This is a genomic window from Enterobacter sp. 01-M-02-SI-ECC, assembly GCF_047530595.1.
Classification (GTDB): domain Bacteria; phylum Pseudomonadota; class Gammaproteobacteria; order Enterobacterales; family Enterobacteriaceae; genus Enterobacter; species Enterobacter cloacae_M.
Map to the genome: position 1 here is coordinate 23,283 of NZ_JBLKCZ010000007.1, position 15,937 is coordinate 39,219.

General features: G+C 54.2%; 14 protein-coding genes and 6 tRNA genes. 11 read left to right on the top strand and 9 right to left on the bottom strand.

Annotated elements, in window-relative coordinates; translation table 11 throughout:
- Window positions 1-88 precede the first annotated feature (88 nt).
- The gene (mgrA, locus tag ACMWLG_RS11495; protein WP_045402614.1) at window positions 89-1,087 is read left to right on the top strand and encodes an L-glyceraldehyde 3-phosphate reductase; all 999 of its coding nucleotides are present in this window, start codon (window positions 89-91) and stop codon (window positions 1,085-1,087) included.
- A gap of 127 nt (window positions 1,088-1,214) precedes the next feature.
- Window positions 1,215-1,568, top strand: coding sequence for a DUF2502 domain-containing protein (locus ACMWLG_RS11500; protein ID WP_023308717.1), 354 nt, complete (start codon window positions 1,215-1,217; stop codon window positions 1,566-1,568).
- 32 nt (window positions 1,569-1,600) lie between these two features.
- Here ACMWLG_RS11500 and ACMWLG_RS11505 read toward each other — a convergent pair whose 3' ends face one another.
- Window positions 1,601-2,839: an Nramp family divalent metal transporter gene (locus ACMWLG_RS11505; RefSeq protein WP_023308718.1), complete on the bottom strand. Its 1,239-nt coding sequence runs from the start codon at window positions 2,837-2,839 to the stop codon at window positions 1,601-1,603.
- Between the two features lie 348 nt (window positions 2,840-3,187).
- On the opposite strand from ACMWLG_RS11505, the gene ACMWLG_RS11510 reads away from it, so the two are divergent.
- Window positions 3,188-4,375, top strand: a complete 1,188-nt coding sequence (locus ACMWLG_RS11510) for a NupC/NupG family nucleoside CNT transporter (protein ID WP_008501591.1) — start codon at window positions 3,188-3,190, stop codon at window positions 4,373-4,375.
- A gap of 44 nt (window positions 4,376-4,419) precedes the next feature.
- On the opposite strand, the gene ACMWLG_RS11515 is transcribed toward ACMWLG_RS11510, so the two are convergent.
- The 3 genes from ACMWLG_RS11515 to ACMWLG_RS11525 all read right to left on the bottom strand — a co-directional run bounded on the left by ACMWLG_RS11515 (window position 4,420) and on the right by ACMWLG_RS11525 (window position 7,018).
- Entirely contained in the window at window positions 4,420-6,612 is a 2,193-nt protein-coding gene (locus tag ACMWLG_RS11515; protein ID WP_045402612.1) for an EAL domain-containing protein, read from the bottom strand.
- A gap of 213 nt (window positions 6,613-6,825) precedes the next feature.
- Window positions 6,826-6,901: transfer RNA gene (locus tag ACMWLG_RS11520), tRNA-Ala, on the bottom strand.
- Window positions 6,902-6,942: 41 nt separating this feature from the next.
- Window positions 6,943-7,018: transfer RNA gene (locus ACMWLG_RS11525), tRNA-Ala, on the bottom strand.
- 217 nt (window positions 7,019-7,235) lie between these two features.
- Here ACMWLG_RS11525 and ACMWLG_RS11530 point away from each other — a divergent pair.
- Together ACMWLG_RS11530 and ACMWLG_RS11535 are read left to right on the top strand one after the other, a co-directional pair.
- Entirely contained in the window at window positions 7,236-7,598 is a 363-nt protein-coding gene (locus ACMWLG_RS11530) for a YfeC-like transcriptional regulator (RefSeq protein ID WP_045402609.1), read from the top strand.
- A gap of 1 nt (window position 7,599) precedes the next feature.
- Window positions 7,600-7,992: a YfeC-like transcriptional regulator gene (locus tag ACMWLG_RS11535; RefSeq protein WP_045402603.1), complete on the top strand. Its 393-nt coding sequence runs from the start codon at window positions 7,600-7,602 to the stop codon at window positions 7,990-7,992.
- 43 nt (window positions 7,993-8,035) lie between these two features.
- On the opposite strand, the gene gltX is transcribed toward ACMWLG_RS11535, so the two are convergent.
- Window positions 8,036-9,451 carry a glutamate--tRNA ligase gene (gene gltX / locus ACMWLG_RS11540; RefSeq protein WP_045402600.1) on the bottom strand — a complete coding sequence of 472 codons (1,416 nt, stop codon included), beginning with the start codon at window positions 9,449-9,451 and terminating at the stop codon, window positions 8,036-8,038.
- Window positions 9,452-9,709: 258 nt separating this feature from the next.
- Between gltX and ACMWLG_RS11545 the strand changes: the two genes are divergently transcribed.
- From ACMWLG_RS11545 to ACMWLG_RS11565, 5 genes are all read left to right on the top strand, one after another.
- Window positions 9,710-9,785: transfer RNA gene (locus ACMWLG_RS11545), tRNA-Val, on the top strand.
- Window positions 9,786-9,826: 41 nt separating this feature from the next.
- Window positions 9,827-9,902, top strand: a tRNA-Val gene (locus ACMWLG_RS11550).
- 29 nt (window positions 9,903-9,931) lie between these two features.
- A tRNA-Val gene (locus tag ACMWLG_RS11555) sits at window positions 9,932-10,007 on the top strand.
- A gap of 4 nt (window positions 10,008-10,011) precedes the next feature.
- Window positions 10,012-10,087, top strand: a tRNA-Lys gene (locus ACMWLG_RS11560).
- A 180-nt stretch (window positions 10,088-10,267) separates the two neighbouring features.
- A complete protein-coding gene (locus ACMWLG_RS11565) occupies window positions 10,268-10,609 on the top strand; it encodes a FlxA-like family protein (protein ID WP_045355365.1) in 342 nt (113 codons plus the stop codon).
- Here ACMWLG_RS11565 and ACMWLG_RS11570 read toward each other — a convergent pair.
- Window positions 10,606-11,541 carry a LysR family transcriptional regulator gene (locus ACMWLG_RS11570; protein ID WP_032668258.1) on the bottom strand — a complete coding sequence of 312 codons (936 nt, stop codon included), beginning with the start codon at window positions 11,539-11,541 and terminating at the stop codon, window positions 10,606-10,608. The two genes, ACMWLG_RS11565 and ACMWLG_RS11570, sit on opposite strands and share 4 nt — an antisense overlap.
- An 89-nt stretch (window positions 11,542-11,630) precedes the next feature.
- On the opposite strand from ACMWLG_RS11570, the gene ACMWLG_RS11575 reads away from it, so the two are divergent.
- The gene (locus tag ACMWLG_RS11575) at window positions 11,631-12,626 is read left to right on the top strand and encodes a bile acid:sodium symporter family protein (RefSeq protein ID WP_045399770.1); all 996 of its coding nucleotides are present in this window, start codon (window positions 11,631-11,633) and stop codon (window positions 12,624-12,626) included.
- Here ACMWLG_RS11575 and ACMWLG_RS11580 read toward each other — a convergent pair.
- The 3 genes from ACMWLG_RS11580 to zipA form a co-directional block, all read right to left on the bottom strand.
- Complete coding sequence (locus ACMWLG_RS11580; RefSeq protein WP_003861328.1) at window positions 12,623-12,838, bottom strand: DUF3820 family protein; 216 nt, start codon at window positions 12,836-12,838, stop codon at window positions 12,623-12,625. The genes ACMWLG_RS11575 and ACMWLG_RS11580 overlap by 4 nt on opposite strands.
- A gap of 1 nt (window position 12,839) precedes the next feature.
- A complete protein-coding gene (gene ligA / locus ACMWLG_RS11585; RefSeq protein WP_045399767.1) occupies window positions 12,840-14,855 on the bottom strand; it encodes an NAD-dependent DNA ligase LigA in 2,016 nt (671 codons plus the stop codon).
- A 69-nt stretch (window positions 14,856-14,924) separates the two neighbouring features.
- Window positions 14,925-15,896: a cell division protein ZipA gene (gene zipA / locus ACMWLG_RS11590; RefSeq protein WP_045399764.1), complete on the bottom strand. Its 972-nt coding sequence runs from the start codon at window positions 15,894-15,896 to the stop codon at window positions 14,925-14,927.
- Window positions 15,897-15,937: the final 41 nt, after the last annotated feature.

Here is a 15,937-nt window from a genome sequence, read left to right on the forward strand (position 1 = left end):
TTACAAAAAAGGCTGCGCTATGCTGCTTTTTTTCGCGTTAATGTAAACGCATACACTGATTTTTTCTTCAGCGCCAGAGGTCATGAGAATGGGTTATCAGCCGGACAAAAATCGTTATCGGACAATGGAATATCGCCGCTGCGGGCAAAGCGGACTCAGGTTGCCCGCCATCTCGCTTGGGCTGTGGCATAACTTTGGCGACACCACGCTTATCGAAAACAGCCGTCAACTTTTACAGCGCGCGTTCGATCTGGGCATTACGCATTTCGACCTTGCCAACAACTATGGCCCGCCGCCGGGATCGGCCGAACGTAATTTCGGCCGTATTTTGCAGGAGGATTTCCTGCCCTGGCGAGACGAGCTGATCGTCTCTACGAAAGCAGGTTATACCATGTGGGATGGCCCTTACGGCGACTGGGGGTCACGCAAATATCTGCTGGCAAGCCTGGATCAGAGCCTGAAGCGCATGGGGCTGGAGTATGTGGATATCTTCTATCATCACCGTCCTGACCCACAAACGCCGCTGCTGGAAACCATGAAAGCGCTTGAACATGCGGTGCGCCAGGGAAAAGCCCTGTATGTCGGGTTATCCAACTACCCTGCAGAACTGGCCCGCAAGGCGATTGATATCCTTGACGATCTCGGTACGCCCTGCCTGATCCACCAGCCGAAATACTCTCTTTTTGAACGTGCGCCGGAAGAGGAACTGCTGAACGTGTTGCAGGAAAAAGGGGTCGGCTGCATTCCCTTCTCGCCGCTGGCCGGTGGACAATTGACAAACCGCTATCTGAACGGCATTCCGGCAGACTCACGCGCGGCAAGCGGCAGTCAGTTCCTGAACCCTGACCAGATCACCGAAGAGAAGCTGGAGAAGGTAAGAAAGCTGAACGCCATGGCGGAAGAGCGCGGTCAGAAGTTGTCCCAGATGGCTCTGGCCTGGGTATTACGCCATGAGAACGTGACGTCAGTGCTGATTGGAGCAAGTAAAACGGCTCAGGTTGATGACGCCGTGGGGATGCTGGAAAACCGCCATTTCTCTGCTGAAGAACTGGTCCGTATTGATACAATCCTGAACAGCTCAAAATAAAATCACTTTTAGCAAAAAGTGCTCTCATTCAGCAATTCGGAGTTGAGGCGATGAAACGAGGCTTTACCAACTCGTAATATTGCGTTAACAGGCCCCACAAGGGCCCCGATCGTGAAGGAGAAAGAGTATGTTCAGGTCACTGATTCTTGCAGCGGTATTACTGGCTTCAGCCCCGCTGATCGCCAATGCGGGCGAAATCACCCTGTTGCCATCAGTAAAATTACAAATTGGCGATCGTGACGACTACGGCAGATACTGGGACGGTGGCTACTGGCGCGACCGTGACTACTGGAACCGTCACTATGAGTGGCGCGGAGACCGCTGGTGGAAACATGATAACGGCAGACACCGCGGCTGGTATAAAGACAACGCGTATGAGCGCGGCTACCGCGAAGGCTGGAACGATCGTGACGACCGTCGCGGCGGCTGGGATCGCGGCGGGAAAGGACGCGGCCACGGTCATGGCCACGGTCACCATTAATGCAAAAAGGAGCCTCCCGGCTCCTTTTTCTTTTAGAGACCCAACGCGGTGCCAACCAGCAGCCACAGGTTCAGCGCCACTACCACCACCACGATGGCCCACCCGGTCCGTTTCACCAGGGTCGAGTTGACCAGTTCGCCCATCAGGTTTTTGTTGCTGGTAAAGATCAGCAGCGGCACCAGCGCCAGCGCGATACCAAAACTCAGCAGCACCTGGCTCATGACCAGAATTCGCGTAGGATCGAGCCCCATCAGGATCACGATAAATGACGGTAGCATGGTGACGGAGCGACGAACCCACAGCGGAATATGGAAGCGGACAAACCCCTGCATCACCACCTGGCCTGCCAGCGTGCCCACCACCGTAGAAGAGAGACCGGCAGCCACCAGGCTGAGACCAAATATCGTGGCGGCAGCATGGCTCAGTAAGGGCTCCAGCGTGAGATAAGCCTGGTCGAGATCGGCAATACCGGTGTGGCCGTTAAAGTGGAAAGCGGCGGCAGCGGTAGCCATCATCGCCAGATTGACAAACCCCGCGATGGTCATGGCAATCGCCACGTCCCATTTGGTGGCGGAGTAACGCTCTTTGCGCGTCCCACCGTGGAGATGCTGAGTCAGCGAGGAGTGCAGGTAAATCACATGCGGCATGATAGTCGCCCCCAATACCCCGGCAGCCAGGAACACCGCTTCCGAGGTTGGCAGGCTTGGGATTGCCATACCTTTACCGAGCTGCACCAGATTCGGCTGTGAGAAAATCAGCTCCACGATATAGGCCGCCGCGACAAACAGCAGCAGACCGCCGATAACCTTCTCCAGCGGCTTTTGACCTCGACGCTGCAGCATCAGGATCAGGAAAGTGGCAATCCCGGTCAGTACCGCCCCCTGCAACAGCGACACGCCCAGAATCAGTTTAAACCCGATCGCTGCGCCAATAAATTCAGCGAGGTCAGTGGCCATGGCTATGATTTCCGCCTGAACCCAATAGAGCCAGACGGCCGGACGCGGATAATGGTCGCGAATTTGCTCTGCCAGGTTTTTACCTGTGGCAATCCCCAGCTTTGCGGAGAGCATCTGAATCAGCATCGCCATCAGGTTTGCCCAGACGACCACCCACAGCAGCTTATAGCCGAAGCTGGCCCCGGCCTGAATATTGGTCGCAAAGTTACCTGGATCGATATAGCCAATGGCAGCGATGAACGCAGGTCCCATTAATGCGAACCGCAACTTGCGCGCGGCTCTGCCACTGCTACCCTCTACGCGACTGTTTGTCATTTCTGCCTCTGAAATATAGCCTTTGCTATGTTTAATCCTATCAAAATGAGAATGATTATCAAGATCATTTATGCTGTTTGCAGTGATTTCTCCGATAGCTTTGAACGATAGACGGGCGGGTAAGTGGGGCGATCTAACAGAAACTGAAATCGCGCGCGCTTTTGTGAAGACTAGCACACAAACTTAACTTTTCACTCATTTACCTAACATAACAAAAATGTATTGTGGATCACTATTTTTGAGACTCGTCACAGGATGTAACTATAGTGTGTCCTCGATCTCGTTTTCTTTTCGCTTGTTACATAGAATGTGCACGAAAATTAAACCTGCCTCATATTTGGAGCAAATATGGACCGCGTCCTTCATTTTGTCCTGGCACTTGTTGTCGTTACTGCACTTGCATTGCTGGTCAGCACAGACCGCAAAAAAATTCGTATCCGTTATGTTGTCCAGCTGCTGGTCATTGAAGTTTTACTTGCGTGGTTCTTCCTGAACTCCAACGTAGGCCTCGGCTTCGTGAAAGGCTTCTCCGAAATGTTTGAAAAACTGCTCGGATTCGCTAATGAAGGGACCAACTTTGTCTTCGGTAAAATGAACGACGAAGGCCTGGCGTTCTTCTTCCTGAAGGTTCTCTGCCCTATCGTCTTCATCTCCGCGCTGATCGGTATTCTGCAGCACATCCGCGTTCTGCCGTTCGTTATTCGTGGAATTGGTTTCCTGTTGTCCAAAGTGAACGGCATGGGCAAGCTGGAATCCTTCAACGCCGTCAGTTCCCTGATCCTCGGTCAGTCTGAGAACTTCATCGCGTATAAAGATATTCTCGGCAAAATGTCCCGCAACCGCATGTACACCATGGCGGCAACCGCAATGTCTACCGTTTCCATGTCTATCGTGGGCGCGTATATGACCATGCTGGAGCCAAAGTATGTTGTTGCGGCGCTGGTTCTGAACATGTTCAGCACCTTTATCGTTCTGTCGCTGATCAACCCGTACCGCGTTGATGCCAGCGAAGAGAACATCCAGATGTCTAACCTGCACGAAGGCCAGAGCTTCTTCGAAATGCTGGGTGAGTACATTCTGGCGGGCTTCAAAGTGGCGATTATCGTTGCCGCCATGTTGATCGGCTTCATTGCGCTGATTTCTGCGCTGAACGCCCTGTTCGCAGCGGTGCTGGGTATCTCCTTCCAGGGTATTCTGGGCTACATCTTCTACCCGGTTGCATGGGTGATGGGTGTGCCAGCTCACGAAGCGCTGCAGGTGGGCAGTATCATGGCAACCAAACTGGTTTCTAACGAATTCGTTGCGATGATGGATCTGCAGAAAATTGCCAGCACGCTTTCTCCGCGCGCGGAAGGCATTCTGTCCGTGTTCCTGGTCTCCTTCGCGAACTTCTCGTCCATCGGGATTATCGCGGGCGCGATTAAAGGTCTGAACGAAGAACAGGGCAACGTGGTTTCTCGCTTTGGCCTGAAGCTGGTTTACGGATCTACGCTGGTGAGCGTCCTGTCTGCTTCTATCGCGGCACTGGTGCTCTAACCTTTAGCGTTAAACAAAAACCGGGAGCCTGGCTCCCGGTTTTTTTATGCCCGCCATTCTTCCAGCGGCTTGGGTTTGCCTATCAGGTAGCCCTGCAGATAATCCACGCCGAAACGAAGCAGCATCTCCCGCTGCGCCGGTGTTTCGACGTATTCCGCTACGACGCACAGCGATTTCGTCTTCGCCAGATTACACATCGATTGCACGATCATCGCATCCATATCATCGTTACAAATGTCTTTAACAAAGCAGCCGTCAATTTTAATGATGTCCGCCTGCAGGCGCCTGAGGCGCTCGTAGTTGGCGTAGCCGGTACCAAAATCATCAATGGCAATCCGGAAACCGTAATCCCGCAGCTGCTGAATATTGTGGATGCTGCAGCCTGAATTTGAGAAGGCCTGCTCTTCGGTAATCTCAATCACGACGGACTGAGGCGCAACGCCGTAGCGTTCAAAGAGCGCGCAAATCTCGGTCGCCACCTCTTTTTGCATCAGCGTGAGCGGCATCAGATTAACGGAGAAACGGGCGCCAGCCTGCGTTGAAGGGTGATCGCGCAGCCACAGCAGTAATTTCTCCATGACGCACATATCAAACCGGTGGCTGAGGTTGAACTGGGCAATCAACGGAATAAAGCGGTCAGGAGTGAAGATCTCTCCCTCGCTCTCCATACGCGCCAGAATTTCGTAGTAGCCGCTCCCGTCCGCCTTCTGGATCGGTTGCGCGTACAAATGGAACTGGCCCGCCTCCAGGGCATGCTTAATCCGCGCAAGCATCAGGACTCGCTCTGTCGTTTGCCCTGATGCCGCCTCGAGGCTATTCGTGAGCGCAAGCACGTTGTTTGTTGTTCCGCAGGATTGCTCGGCCAGCCAGCTCAGTTGCCCCAGCGTGTGGTGCAACTTTTCGCCGTTTTCCACCATTCCCCAGGACGCGCCAAATTCAATATCCAGCCCGGTGTTGTTCCAGAAAATCTTACGGCTGTTCAGCCGATCAACCATATGCTGTAAGCGCTCAGCGGTTCCCGGGCCCAGTAATACCAGCACAAGCTCGCTTCCGGGGAGCTGGAAGAGCGTCTCATCTTTTTGCAGGAGAGGCTGCAGCGACGTGGCGATCGTGCGTTTGCAGTGGACCCGCATCAGGATCCCATAGTGGCGACTCAAAAATTCCAGGTTATCCATACGCAGAATGCTCACTTTTGCATCCGGGTGAATCTCAAGATAATCCTCCAGCGCACGAATATTGGGCAATCCGGTCAGCGGATCGGTGAGCGCCCTCCCCTGCCAGCCCCGCTTAAGCCACTCGCTGCGCTGGTAAATACGCGACATATAGAGCAGGCAGATCGCGAACGAGATAAGCACGGACAGAATAAAAGAGAGCGAATGGCCCGATTCCACCCCGTTAAGGAAGTTGTAGTTGTAGGTCAACAGCAGGAGCGCAGATACAGCCCAGAGCAGAGAAATCAACGCATAGGTCAGTCGGCTTATCGCTAAGGTAAAAAGAATAAAAATCAGCGGCATCAAATAGCCCGCAATGACGGGAGATTCAAAAGGACCACATAAAATGATGAGAATGAAACTTAAAAGCACCAGCCAGGCAAAAATATATAATGAATTCTTGTGAAAAAACACGGGCTTCACGCTTCGTCGCCAGAAACTCATTGCATAACGAGGATTAATTATCATTCTTAACGGGTAATAGAACATCATGGTAAAAATCAATGCCGCACATATCAGGCTTTGTATATCCACAACGTTATAAATTACCGTTCCTTCGCCGAAAAAGGTCGAAATTGTCACCGGAAAATCAAACAAATAGCCTGCCAAATACATTGACAGCTTAATCCCTATTGGCACCATAAAACCGAGCCAGAATATCCGTAATCCGATGTGCTTGTTAGGGATGCAGTAACGCCAACGCTTACCCAGCATGATACGCAGAAGGCCGCACGCCGCGAACAACGCAAAGGTCTGACAGAACAGTAATACTAAATATTGTAGCGTTACTAAATTTACATAGAATAAATTAGTGACAGTAAAACCTAACAAAATGGGAAGAATAGCCCTGCGCCCAAATAGCAGGATTACCGCCAGCATCACGCTTAAAGGTAACCATGCTAAATAAACGTCGTGACCATTAACAATTGCGCGGGGAGAAAGATAACGGGAGACAGGCACCGCAATCAGGCATAAAGCCAGAGCAATCATAAATATCTTTACATTATTGTAAGCTTTTCTATTCATTAACCGGGGCGTTATTTTCCGAGAGAATTATTGACCGGATGGATAATAGGTTTATTAATTGCGCGAATCAAGTTCAAGTCTATTTTTAGACTGGTTAATTGATGCCGATTGAGGTGAGGTATGGGAATACCTTCTTTTTGATAACAAAATGCGGGAGAGTGTGTTACAAACACATAAAAAAAACCCTCGTCTTTTGACGAGGGTTTACAATTTTGGTGGAGCTAAGCGGGATCGAACCGCTGACCTCTTGCATGCCATGCAAGCGCTCTCCCAGCTGAGCTATAGCCCCACATGTTACTTTACTGACCGCACTCTGTTGGGTTCAGAGTTTGGTGGAGCTAAGCGGGATCGAACCGCTGACCTCTTGCATGCCATGCAAGCGCTCTCCCAGCTGAGCTATAGCCCCATCGTAAAGCTGTCATGTTGACGGGCGGCATAATATGAATTCCGCCGCGGGGTGTCAACGGCAAAATCAATCCCAGCCATTCAATCGCCGAAAAATCATGCAAATGAATCACTTTGCGAGCCTGCTCGCAGCCAGGAGTTAAGCCTGTCACGTTTTCACGTAAAACGGTGCTATAAAATGAGCCGTTAATTAACCCTACTGATATTCAGGAAATTGCATGATCAAGGAACGAATGACGCCAGAAGAGTTAGCCCTTCTCACTGGCTATAGCCGCCAGACCATCAATAAATGGGTACGCAAAGAGGGTTGGATTACGTCACCAAAACCAGGCGTCCAGGGCGGGAAAGCGCGCCTGGTACATGTGAACGACAAAGTCCGTGACTTTATTCGCAGCGCACGTCGGGCAAGCGAAACATCCGAACTGCCTGGAGGCAGCAGTCATGATAGTTCGCTTCACACGCTGCTCCTGACGCTGGCCAATGAAATGACGCCGGAAGAGCAGAAACAGATGACATCGCTGCTACTGCGGGAAGGGATTACCGGCTTGTTGCAACGTTTAGGGATTCGCGATCAGAACTGATATGAAAAAATTACGCAGCAAAATGACCACGGAAGAGCTGGCGGAGAGTTTGGGCGTTGCCAGACAAACGGTTAATCGCTGGATACGCCAGCAGGGATGGAAAACCGAAGGCCTCAACGGCGTGAAGGGTGGTCGCGCGCGGCTCATTCATATTGATGCGCGCGTGAAGGAACATATTATGAGCCTCCCTGCGATCCGTAACCGTCAGGCGGTTTACCATCTCGCTGAGGTCACCGCTTCATACAGTGAACCCTCTTCAAACCTGTCTCCGGGCATTATTGAGACGCTGGAGAGTATGACTCAGCCAGAACAGAGGCGTCTGGACGCCTTATTGAAACGCGAAGGCATACACGGTTTTCTTACGCGGCTCGGTATCGCGGAAAAAGAGGCATAAAAAAACGGCAGGTTCCCCTGCCGTTTTTTTATCTGAGACGTTATTACTGCTGATTTTCACGTTCAGCGATAAAGTCCAGCGCCTTGTTAATACGCGCCACGCTGCGTGATTTGCCGATCGCGTGAACCGTCACATCCAGCGCCGGAGACTGCCCCGCCCCGGTCACCGCAACGCGCAGTGGCATGCCGACTTTACCCATACCGACTTCCAGCTCGTCTGCCGTCGCCTGAATCGCTTGATGCACATTCTCAGCGGTCCACTCGGAAAGGGCCGCCAGCTTGTCACGCACCACTTCCAGCGGCTGACGCGCAACCGGACGGAGGTGTTTCTTCGCGGCGTCCGCGTCGAACGTATCAAACTCTTCATAGAAGTAGCGGCAGCTTTCGGCAATCTCTTTCAGCGTTTTGCAGCGCTCGCCGAGGAGTTTCACCAGGTCAGCCAGCTCAGGGCCAGTGCGGGTATCAATATTTGCCTGCTCAATGTGCCACTGCAGGTAAGTCGCCACATATTCCGGCGGCATGGTGTTGATGTAGTGATGGTTCAGCCACAGGAGCTTGTCGGTATTAAATGCGCTCGCTGATTTGCTTACAGAGCTCAGAGAGAACAGTTCGATCATCTCTTCGCGGCTGAAGATCTCCTGGTCACCGTGAGCCCAGCCCAGACGCACCAGATAGTTCAGCAGCGCTTCTGGCAGATAACCGTCGTCGCGATACTGCATGACGCTGACCGCGCCGTGACGTTTAGACAGCTTTTTCCCGTCGTCGCCGTTGATCATGGAGACGTGCGCATAAACAGGCACAGGGGCGTTCAGCGCCTTCAGGATGTTGATCTGACGTGGCGTGTTGTTGATGTGGTCTTCACCACGGACAACGTGAGTAATTTCCATATCCCAGTCGTCAACCACCACGCAGAAGTTGTAGGTTGGGGAACCATCGGTGCGGCGGATGATCAGATCGTCCAACTCCTGGTTGCTGAATTCGATCGGGCCACGGATCTGGTCGTCAAAGATCACAGACCCCTCTTGCGGGTTAGCAAAACGCACAACGCAAGGCTCATCAGCAGCATGCTCGCTGTGGTCATGGCGGCAGCGGCCGTCATAACGCGGCTTTTCACCATTCGCCATCTGCTCTTCGCGCAGCGCATCCAGACGCTCTTTGGAGCAATAGCACTTATACGCCGTGCCCGCGACCAGCATTTCATCAATGACGGCGTTATAGCGGTCAAAGCGTTTGGTCTGGAAATAAGGGCCTTCGTCCCATTCCAGATTCAGCCAGTTCATCCCATCCATAATGGCTTCAATTGCTTCCGGCGTGGAGCGCTCAAGATCGGTGTCTTCAATACGCAGCACGAACTCACCTTTGTTGTGGCGTGCGAAAAGCCAGGAATAGAGAGCGGTACGTGCACCACCGACGTGCAGATAGCCTGTCGGGCTCGGCGCGAAGCGAGTTTTGATTTTCATGAAATGGCCTTACGTTATAAAGATGCCGGCAATCGGCAAATCCTGGGGAAAAAACGATGGGCAATATTCTATCACTGTGGGGGGATTCCTCAATGTTGATCCCTTTATCGTGATCGAGTTTGCGATTTTTGTTTAGAAATCATGCGCCATTGCCCGTTTCGCGATCGTTTTGCTTAATTTTACGACGAACGAATAAAAACTTTAGAAAATGCGTTGACTCATTTTCAACTCTCCCTATAATGCGACTCCACACAGCGGGGGTGATTAGCTCAGTTGGTAGAGCATCTCCTTTACACGGAGGGGGTCGGCGGTTCGAGCCCGTCATCACCCACCATCTACTTCGGTAGACTCGCAGTGTAGATAAGAATTGAGATTGGGCGATTAGCTCAGTTGGTAGAGCATCTCCTTTACACGGAGGGGGTCGGCGGTTCGAGCCCGTCATCGCCCACCATTCTCACCTTATCGCAGTAGTTCCGAAATGGGCGATTAGCTCAGTTGGTAGAGCATCTCCTTTACACGGAGGGGGTCGGCGGTTCGAGCCCGTCATCGCCCACCATTTCGGGTCGTTAGCTCAGTTGGTAGAGCAGTTGACTTTTAATCAATTGGTCGCAGGTTCGAATCCTGCACGACCCACCAGTGTAAAAAAGCGCCCTAAAGGCGCTTTTTTGCTATCCGCAGTTTGTCTACTTTCGACCTCCAGTAACGCATCATTAATACTGATTGCGTATCGATGTTACTCCCCGCCAGATATGGCAGTTTTGCTCAAGCTAATCCCGTTAGTGCCGATACCTCTGTTTTATAACGCGAGGAAAGACTATGACGACCATTCAGGCTTCAACCCAGATGATTCAAACCAGCAGCGGTGGGAGTGGTGCTTCTGGCAGTAACGACATCGCTTCCCAGATCAGCAGTATTATTGACAAGATCAAAAAGCTGACTCAGCAGTTAAAAGAGCTGGCGAACAGCACCGGCAGCGCTGATGAGAAGAAGAAGCAGCAGGAACTTATTCAGACCCAGATCAAAGTGCTTCAGGCGCAGCTCGCCTCACTGCAGCGCCAGCAGGCAGAAGAGGCCCAAAAGAAGCAGGATCAAAAGCTGGGCAAAGTGGAAGGTGTGAATAACCCTTCAGACAATAATCAGATTGATATCTACATCTAATCTTCTGATGCGTTAAACAGTGGGTCGCGTATGCGGGCTTCGGTTAATCGTTGTGCCTGGATACGCACCACTTCCCAGATAGCCTGCGCCGCCCCCGAGAGTGAGCGATTTTTTCGCCGCACCAGCATCAGCTTTCGCTCAACAACGGGCGCTAATCGCCTGACGGCCAGCCGGCTTCCCTGCGGCAGGGGAAGCGCCAGGGCGGGCAACACGCTGATGCCAATGCCGGCTTCCACCATGGGAAACAGCGTCGCCGGGTGACCAATCTCCTGCACGATCGTTGCTTTTACGCCCTGATTCACCAGCGCGGAATCAATCAGCGGACGACTGCCCGAGGCATAATCCTGTAAAACCAGGTTCGCGCCCGTCAGACACTGCCAGCTGACTTCCGGCAACGTGGCCAGCGGGTCGTCGTCACGGCAGAGCAGCAAGAATGGCTCGGAAAGTACGCTTTCACACGCCAGATCGCTCGCCTGGCCGGGATCGATCACAATACCAAAATCCACATCGCCCTGGCGGATGCTCTCCAGCACCCACTGCTGCGGCCTGTCATGCAGGACAAAATCAATATCCGGATAGCGGTGGCTTCCCTCGGCAATACACTGCGGGATAAGGTGCGCTGAGATCGTCTGGCTGGCCGCGACGCGCACGGTCCCCGAAAGCTGCTGCCCCAGCCTCCCCACGTCTCTGAGCGTGCTGTTTAGCTCATCCAGCAGCCGTTCGAGGCGCAGGGCTAGCTGCTGCCCCGCTTCGGTCAGCACCACTTCGCGCGTGGTGCGGTCAAGCAATTTCACCCCGGTCTGATTCTCCAGCTCTTTCACGCTGTGGCTGACCGCCGACTGGCTCAGGCCAATCTTCTCGCCTGCCCGGCTAAAGCTGCGGGCGTGAGCGACGGTGACGAAAATACGAAGCTGACGTAAGGAATAATTCATCTGTTTCATTCATGAATGGATGCAATAAATCAATTTTATTTCTCAAATAGAAAAAAGCACAATAGCGACATCTGATTTCAGGAGTCATTATGAAACTATTTCGTATTCTTGATCCGTTCACGCTTACCCTGGTGGTTACCGTTTTACTGGCCTCGTTTTTCCCGGCTCGTGGCGCTTTCGTCCCGTTCTTTGAAGGGCTGACGACGGCCGCCATCGCGCTGCTGTTCTTTATGCACGGTGCAAAACTCTCCCGCGAAGCCATTATTGCCGGCGGTAGCCACTGGCGGCTGCATCTATGGGTGATGTGCAGCACGTTCATTCTGTTCCCAATCCTCGGAGTGCTGTTTGCCTGGTGGGCGCCGGTTAACGTCGACCCGGCGCTCTACACCGGTTTCCTGTATCTCTGTATTCTGCCGGCTACAGTGCAGTCCGCCATTGCCTTTACCTCTCTCGCGGGAGGAAACGTTGCGGCCGCGGTCTGCTCGGCATCGGCATCCAGCCTGTTAGGGATTTTCGTTTCCCCGCTGCTGGTGGGCCTGCTGATGAACATGCACGGCGCGGAAGGCAATCTCGAGCAGGTTGGAAAAATTTGCCTGCAGCTGCTGCTGCCGTTTGTCCTGGGGCATCTATCCCGTCCATGGACCGGGGCGTTCGTGGCTAAGCACAAGAAATGGATCTCAAAAACCGACCAGTCGTCGATTCTGCTGGTGGTCTATTCCGCCTTCAGCGAAGCGGTGGTTAACGGGATCTGGCATAAGGTGGGCGCAGGCTCGCTGCTGTTTATCGTGGTGGTCAGCCTCGTTCTGCTGGCGATTGTGATTGCGGTAAACGTATTTGTGGCACGCAGGTGCGGCTTCAGCAAAGCAGATGAAATCACCATTGTCTTCTGCGGTTCCAAAAAGAGCCTGGCGAACGGTATTCCGATGGCCAATATTCTGTTCCCGACCTCGGTGATTGGGATGATGGTGCTGCCGCTGATGATTTTCCACCAGATCCAGCTGATGGTCTGCGCGGTGCTGGCGCGTCGCTACAAGCGCCAGACTGAAAAGCTGGCGCAGAAAGAGACCCGCGCCGCGAAGGCTTAAGGACGTTTCAGGGGCTGAACCAGCTGGGTCAGCCCCTCGGTTTTGATTAGTAACGTGATAGCCATCAGCTCGCCCAGTCGCCCTGCCGGGAATTCATCCTTGCGGGCAAACCACAGCAGATACTCCTCCGGCAAATCAATCAGCCTACGGCCCTTGTATTTACCGAACGGCATCTCCGTATTGGCAATCTCAACGAGCTGTTCTTTCTCCACGTTACTCTCCTAACAGACGCATCATTTCCGCTTCGTCGATAACCTCAATGCCGAGCTCCTGGGCTTTCGCCAGCTTCGAGCCCGCCGCTTCCCCGGCGATCACCAGGTCGGTTTTCTTCGACACGCTGCCCGCCACTTTGGCCCCCAGCGCCACCAGGCGCGCTTTCGCATCGTCGCGTGAAAGCTGGCTCAGGCTGCCGGTCAGGACTACCGTTTTACCGGCGAACGGGCTGTCGATCTCTTCGGCGTTAACCACTACCGGCGCGGGCCACTTAATGCCCTCTTCCAGCAGCTTGCCGATAACTTCACGGTTGCTCTCTTCGGCGAAGAAGTTAAAAACGTGCGTGGCGACCACAATGCCAACGTCAGGGACTTTCTGCAGCTCGTCGATGCTTGCCTTTTCCAGCGCCTCCAGCGTACCAAAATACGCCGCCAGGCCCGCCGCCGTCGCCTCACCCACTTCACGAATGCCCAGCGCGTAAAGGAAGCGGGCAAAGGTCGTTTCTTTTGCGGCTTCGAGCGCGTTAACCACATTCTGGGCTGACTTTGGCCCCATGCGATCCAGGCCGGTCAGTTTTCCTGCCGTCAGCCTGAAGAGATCCGCTGGCGTATGGACATACTCTTTCTCAACCAGCTGATCGATAATCTTGTCGCCCATGCCGTCGACGTCCATCGCCCGACGGGAGACGAAGTGCTTCAGCGACTCTTTACGCTGCGCACCACAGATTAAGCCTCCCGTACAGCGCGCCACCGCTTCGCCTTCCACACGCTCAACGTCGGAGCCGCACACCGGGCAGTGGGTCGGGAAGACGATCTCGCGCGTATCGGCAGGACGCTCTGACTCCACGACGTTAACCACCTGCGGAATAACGTCGCCCGCGCGGCGAATCACCACTTTGTCACCAATGCGCAGGCCGAGGCGTTCGATTTCATCGGCGTTATGCAACGTGGCATTACTCACCAGCACGCCCGCGACCTGCACGGGCTCCAGACGTGCGACCGGGGTAATCGCCCCCGTACGGCCTACCTGGAACTCCACGTCGCGAACGAAGGTCATCTGCTCCTGAGCAGGGAATTTAAACGCCACCGCCCAGCGCGGCGCGCGCGCCACAAAGCCCAGCTGCTCCTGCAGCGCCAGTGAATTCACCTTGATGACGACGCCATCAATATCAAAACCGAGCGTCGGGCGGTCCTCTTCCACCTTGTGGTAGAACGCCAGCACCGCTTCCGGCGAGTCGCAGAGCTGAACGCGGTTGCTCACCGGCAGACCCCACGCTTTAAACTGCAGCAGACGTCCGAGGTGCGTATCCGGCAGCTCGCCGCCCTCCAGAATACCGACGCCGTAGCAGAAGAAAGTAAGCGGTCGCTTCGCGGTGATACGTGGATCAAGCTGGCGCAGAGAGCCTGCCGCCGCATTACGCGGGTTAGCAAACACCTTTCCGCCGGTGCGACGCGCCTCTTCGTTAATTTTCTCGAAGCCCGCCTGGGGCAGGAACACCTCGCCGCGCACTTCCAGACGTGCGGGAATGTTGTCACCCTGCAGCTTCAGCGGGATCGCGCGGATGGTACGCACGTTGGTGGTGATGTCTTCGCCCGTTGTACCGTCGCCACGCGTTGCGGCACGCACCAGCACGCCGTTTTCGTAGAGAAGGCTGACCGCCAGGCCATCCAGCTTGAGCTCGCAGCACCAGGTGAGGGAGTCGCTGCTTTTCAGGCGATCCTGCACGCGCTTGTTAAACGCGAGGAAGCTCTCTTCATCGAAGACGTTATCCAGCGACAGCATCGGCACCTCATGGCGCACCTGGCTGAAAGCGCCCAGCGGCTCAGCGCCGACGCGCTGGGTGGGGGAATCCGGCGTGATGAGCTCTGGATGCTGCGCCTCTAACTCGCGCAGCTCGCGCATCAGGCGGTCATATTCCGCATCCGGGACTTCCGGCGCGTCCATAACATGATAGAGGTATTCATGATGGCGAAGCGTGGTTCGCAGTTCAGTGAGTTGTTTTTCGATTGAGTCCATATCGCACCATCAATGAGAAAAAACCCCCGACAGGCGGGGGTTGAGGAGGAGTTGAAGTAAACGCGACGATTACGCGTTAGCTTCCTTAACTTCGCGGATGCGGTCCTGATACTCGCGCAGCTTCTGCGGGGTCATCATTCGACGCTGATCGTCAAGCACCACGCCACCGACTTCGTCAGCGATGTGCTGAGCGGACTGCAGCATCAGCTTAAAGTTTTGCAGTTCGTCGCCGTAAGAAGGTACCTGCATAAAGATAGTGACGCCCGGGGTCACGAAATCACCGGTCATTTCCGGATCAAAGGTACCAGGGTTAACCATGTTGGCCAGGCTGAAAAGCGCCGGGCCGCTACCGTCAGGGCTCAGGTGGCGATGGAAAATGTTCATATCGCCAAACTTGAATCCTGCCTGTTGAATACTGTTGAGCAGCACATCACCGTTGAGATGGCTGCCGTGATGCGCGGCCACGTTCATGATGATCACCGCTTCTTTACGCTGTGGTTTTTCAACAACCGGCTCTGGCTCTACAACGGGCTCAGGCTCAACGTGCGGGGCCGGAGCAGGCTGAGGCGCAGGCTGTACGTGAACAGGCTGCTGCGGTTGTTGTACCGGCTGAGCAGGCTGTTGCTGCACGGGCTGCTGTTGAACCGGCTGTGGCGCAGCAGGCTGCTGATAAACAGGCTGTTGCGGCGGCTGGCGCACCGGTTCTTCCACAGGCTGCGGCGCTGGCTGGCGCGGCTGTGCAGAAGCATACGGCGGTTGATACTGGTGCTGCGAAGGACGAGGCGCTTCATGCTCCCCATGGCCTGCGCCGGGCGCAGTATTGACCCGATGAACACGAACTTCACCCACGCCGTCGTCATCGCTGCCGTCGATGTCATCTTCACTGTCATCGTCGTCACGACTGGACTTCATGCGCTTCAGTGGGCGATCGCGGAACATCGAGGAACGCTCTTTACGGCTGGTCCAGAAACCATGTACCAGTAAAGCGATTATGGCGATCGCGCCAACAATGATTAATATCAGACGCAAATCCTGCATCATTATATTCTCTGTTGTTCTAACACCTTGCCACCACGGCAAAC

Bases quoted from the DNA above. Each gene is read 5' to 3' on its own strand.
- mgrA (WP_045402614.1), top strand. From the start codon at position 89: ATGGGTTATCAGCCGGACAAAAATCGTTATCGGACAATGGAATATCGC.
- ACMWLG_RS11500 (WP_023308717.1), top strand. From the start codon at position 1,215: ATGTTCAGGTCACTGATTCTTGCAGCGGTATTACTGGCTTCAGCCCCG.
- ACMWLG_RS11505 (WP_023308718.1), bottom strand. From the start codon at position 2,839: ATGACAAACAGTCGCGTAGAGGGTAGCAGTGGCAGAGCCGCGCGCAAG.
- ACMWLG_RS11510 (WP_008501591.1), top strand. From the start codon at position 3,188: ATGGACCGCGTCCTTCATTTTGTCCTGGCACTTGTTGTCGTTACTGCA.
- ACMWLG_RS11515 (WP_045402612.1), bottom strand. From the start codon at position 6,612: ATGAATAGAAAAGCTTACAATAATGTAAAGATATTTATGATTGCTCTG.
- ACMWLG_RS11530 (WP_045402609.1), top strand. From the start codon at position 7,236: ATGATCAAGGAACGAATGACGCCAGAAGAGTTAGCCCTTCTCACTGGC.
- ACMWLG_RS11535 (WP_045402603.1), top strand. From the start codon at position 7,600: ATGAAAAAATTACGCAGCAAAATGACCACGGAAGAGCTGGCGGAGAGT.
- gltX (WP_045402600.1), bottom strand. From the start codon at position 9,451: ATGAAAATCAAAACTCGCTTCGCGCCGAGCCCGACAGGCTATCTGCAC.
- ACMWLG_RS11565 (WP_045355365.1), top strand. From the start codon at position 10,268: ATGACGACCATTCAGGCTTCAACCCAGATGATTCAAACCAGCAGCGGT.
- ACMWLG_RS11570 (WP_032668258.1), bottom strand. From the start codon at position 11,541: ATGAATTATTCCTTACGTCAGCTTCGTATTTTCGTCACCGTCGCTCAC.
- ACMWLG_RS11575 (WP_045399770.1), top strand. From the start codon at position 11,631: ATGAAACTATTTCGTATTCTTGATCCGTTCACGCTTACCCTGGTGGTT.
- ligA (WP_045399767.1), bottom strand. From the start codon at position 14,855: ATGGACTCAATCGAAAAACAACTCACTGAACTGCGAACCACGCTTCGC.
- zipA (WP_045399764.1), bottom strand. From the start codon at position 15,896: ATGATGCAGGATTTGCGTCTGATATTAATCATTGTTGGCGCGATCGCC.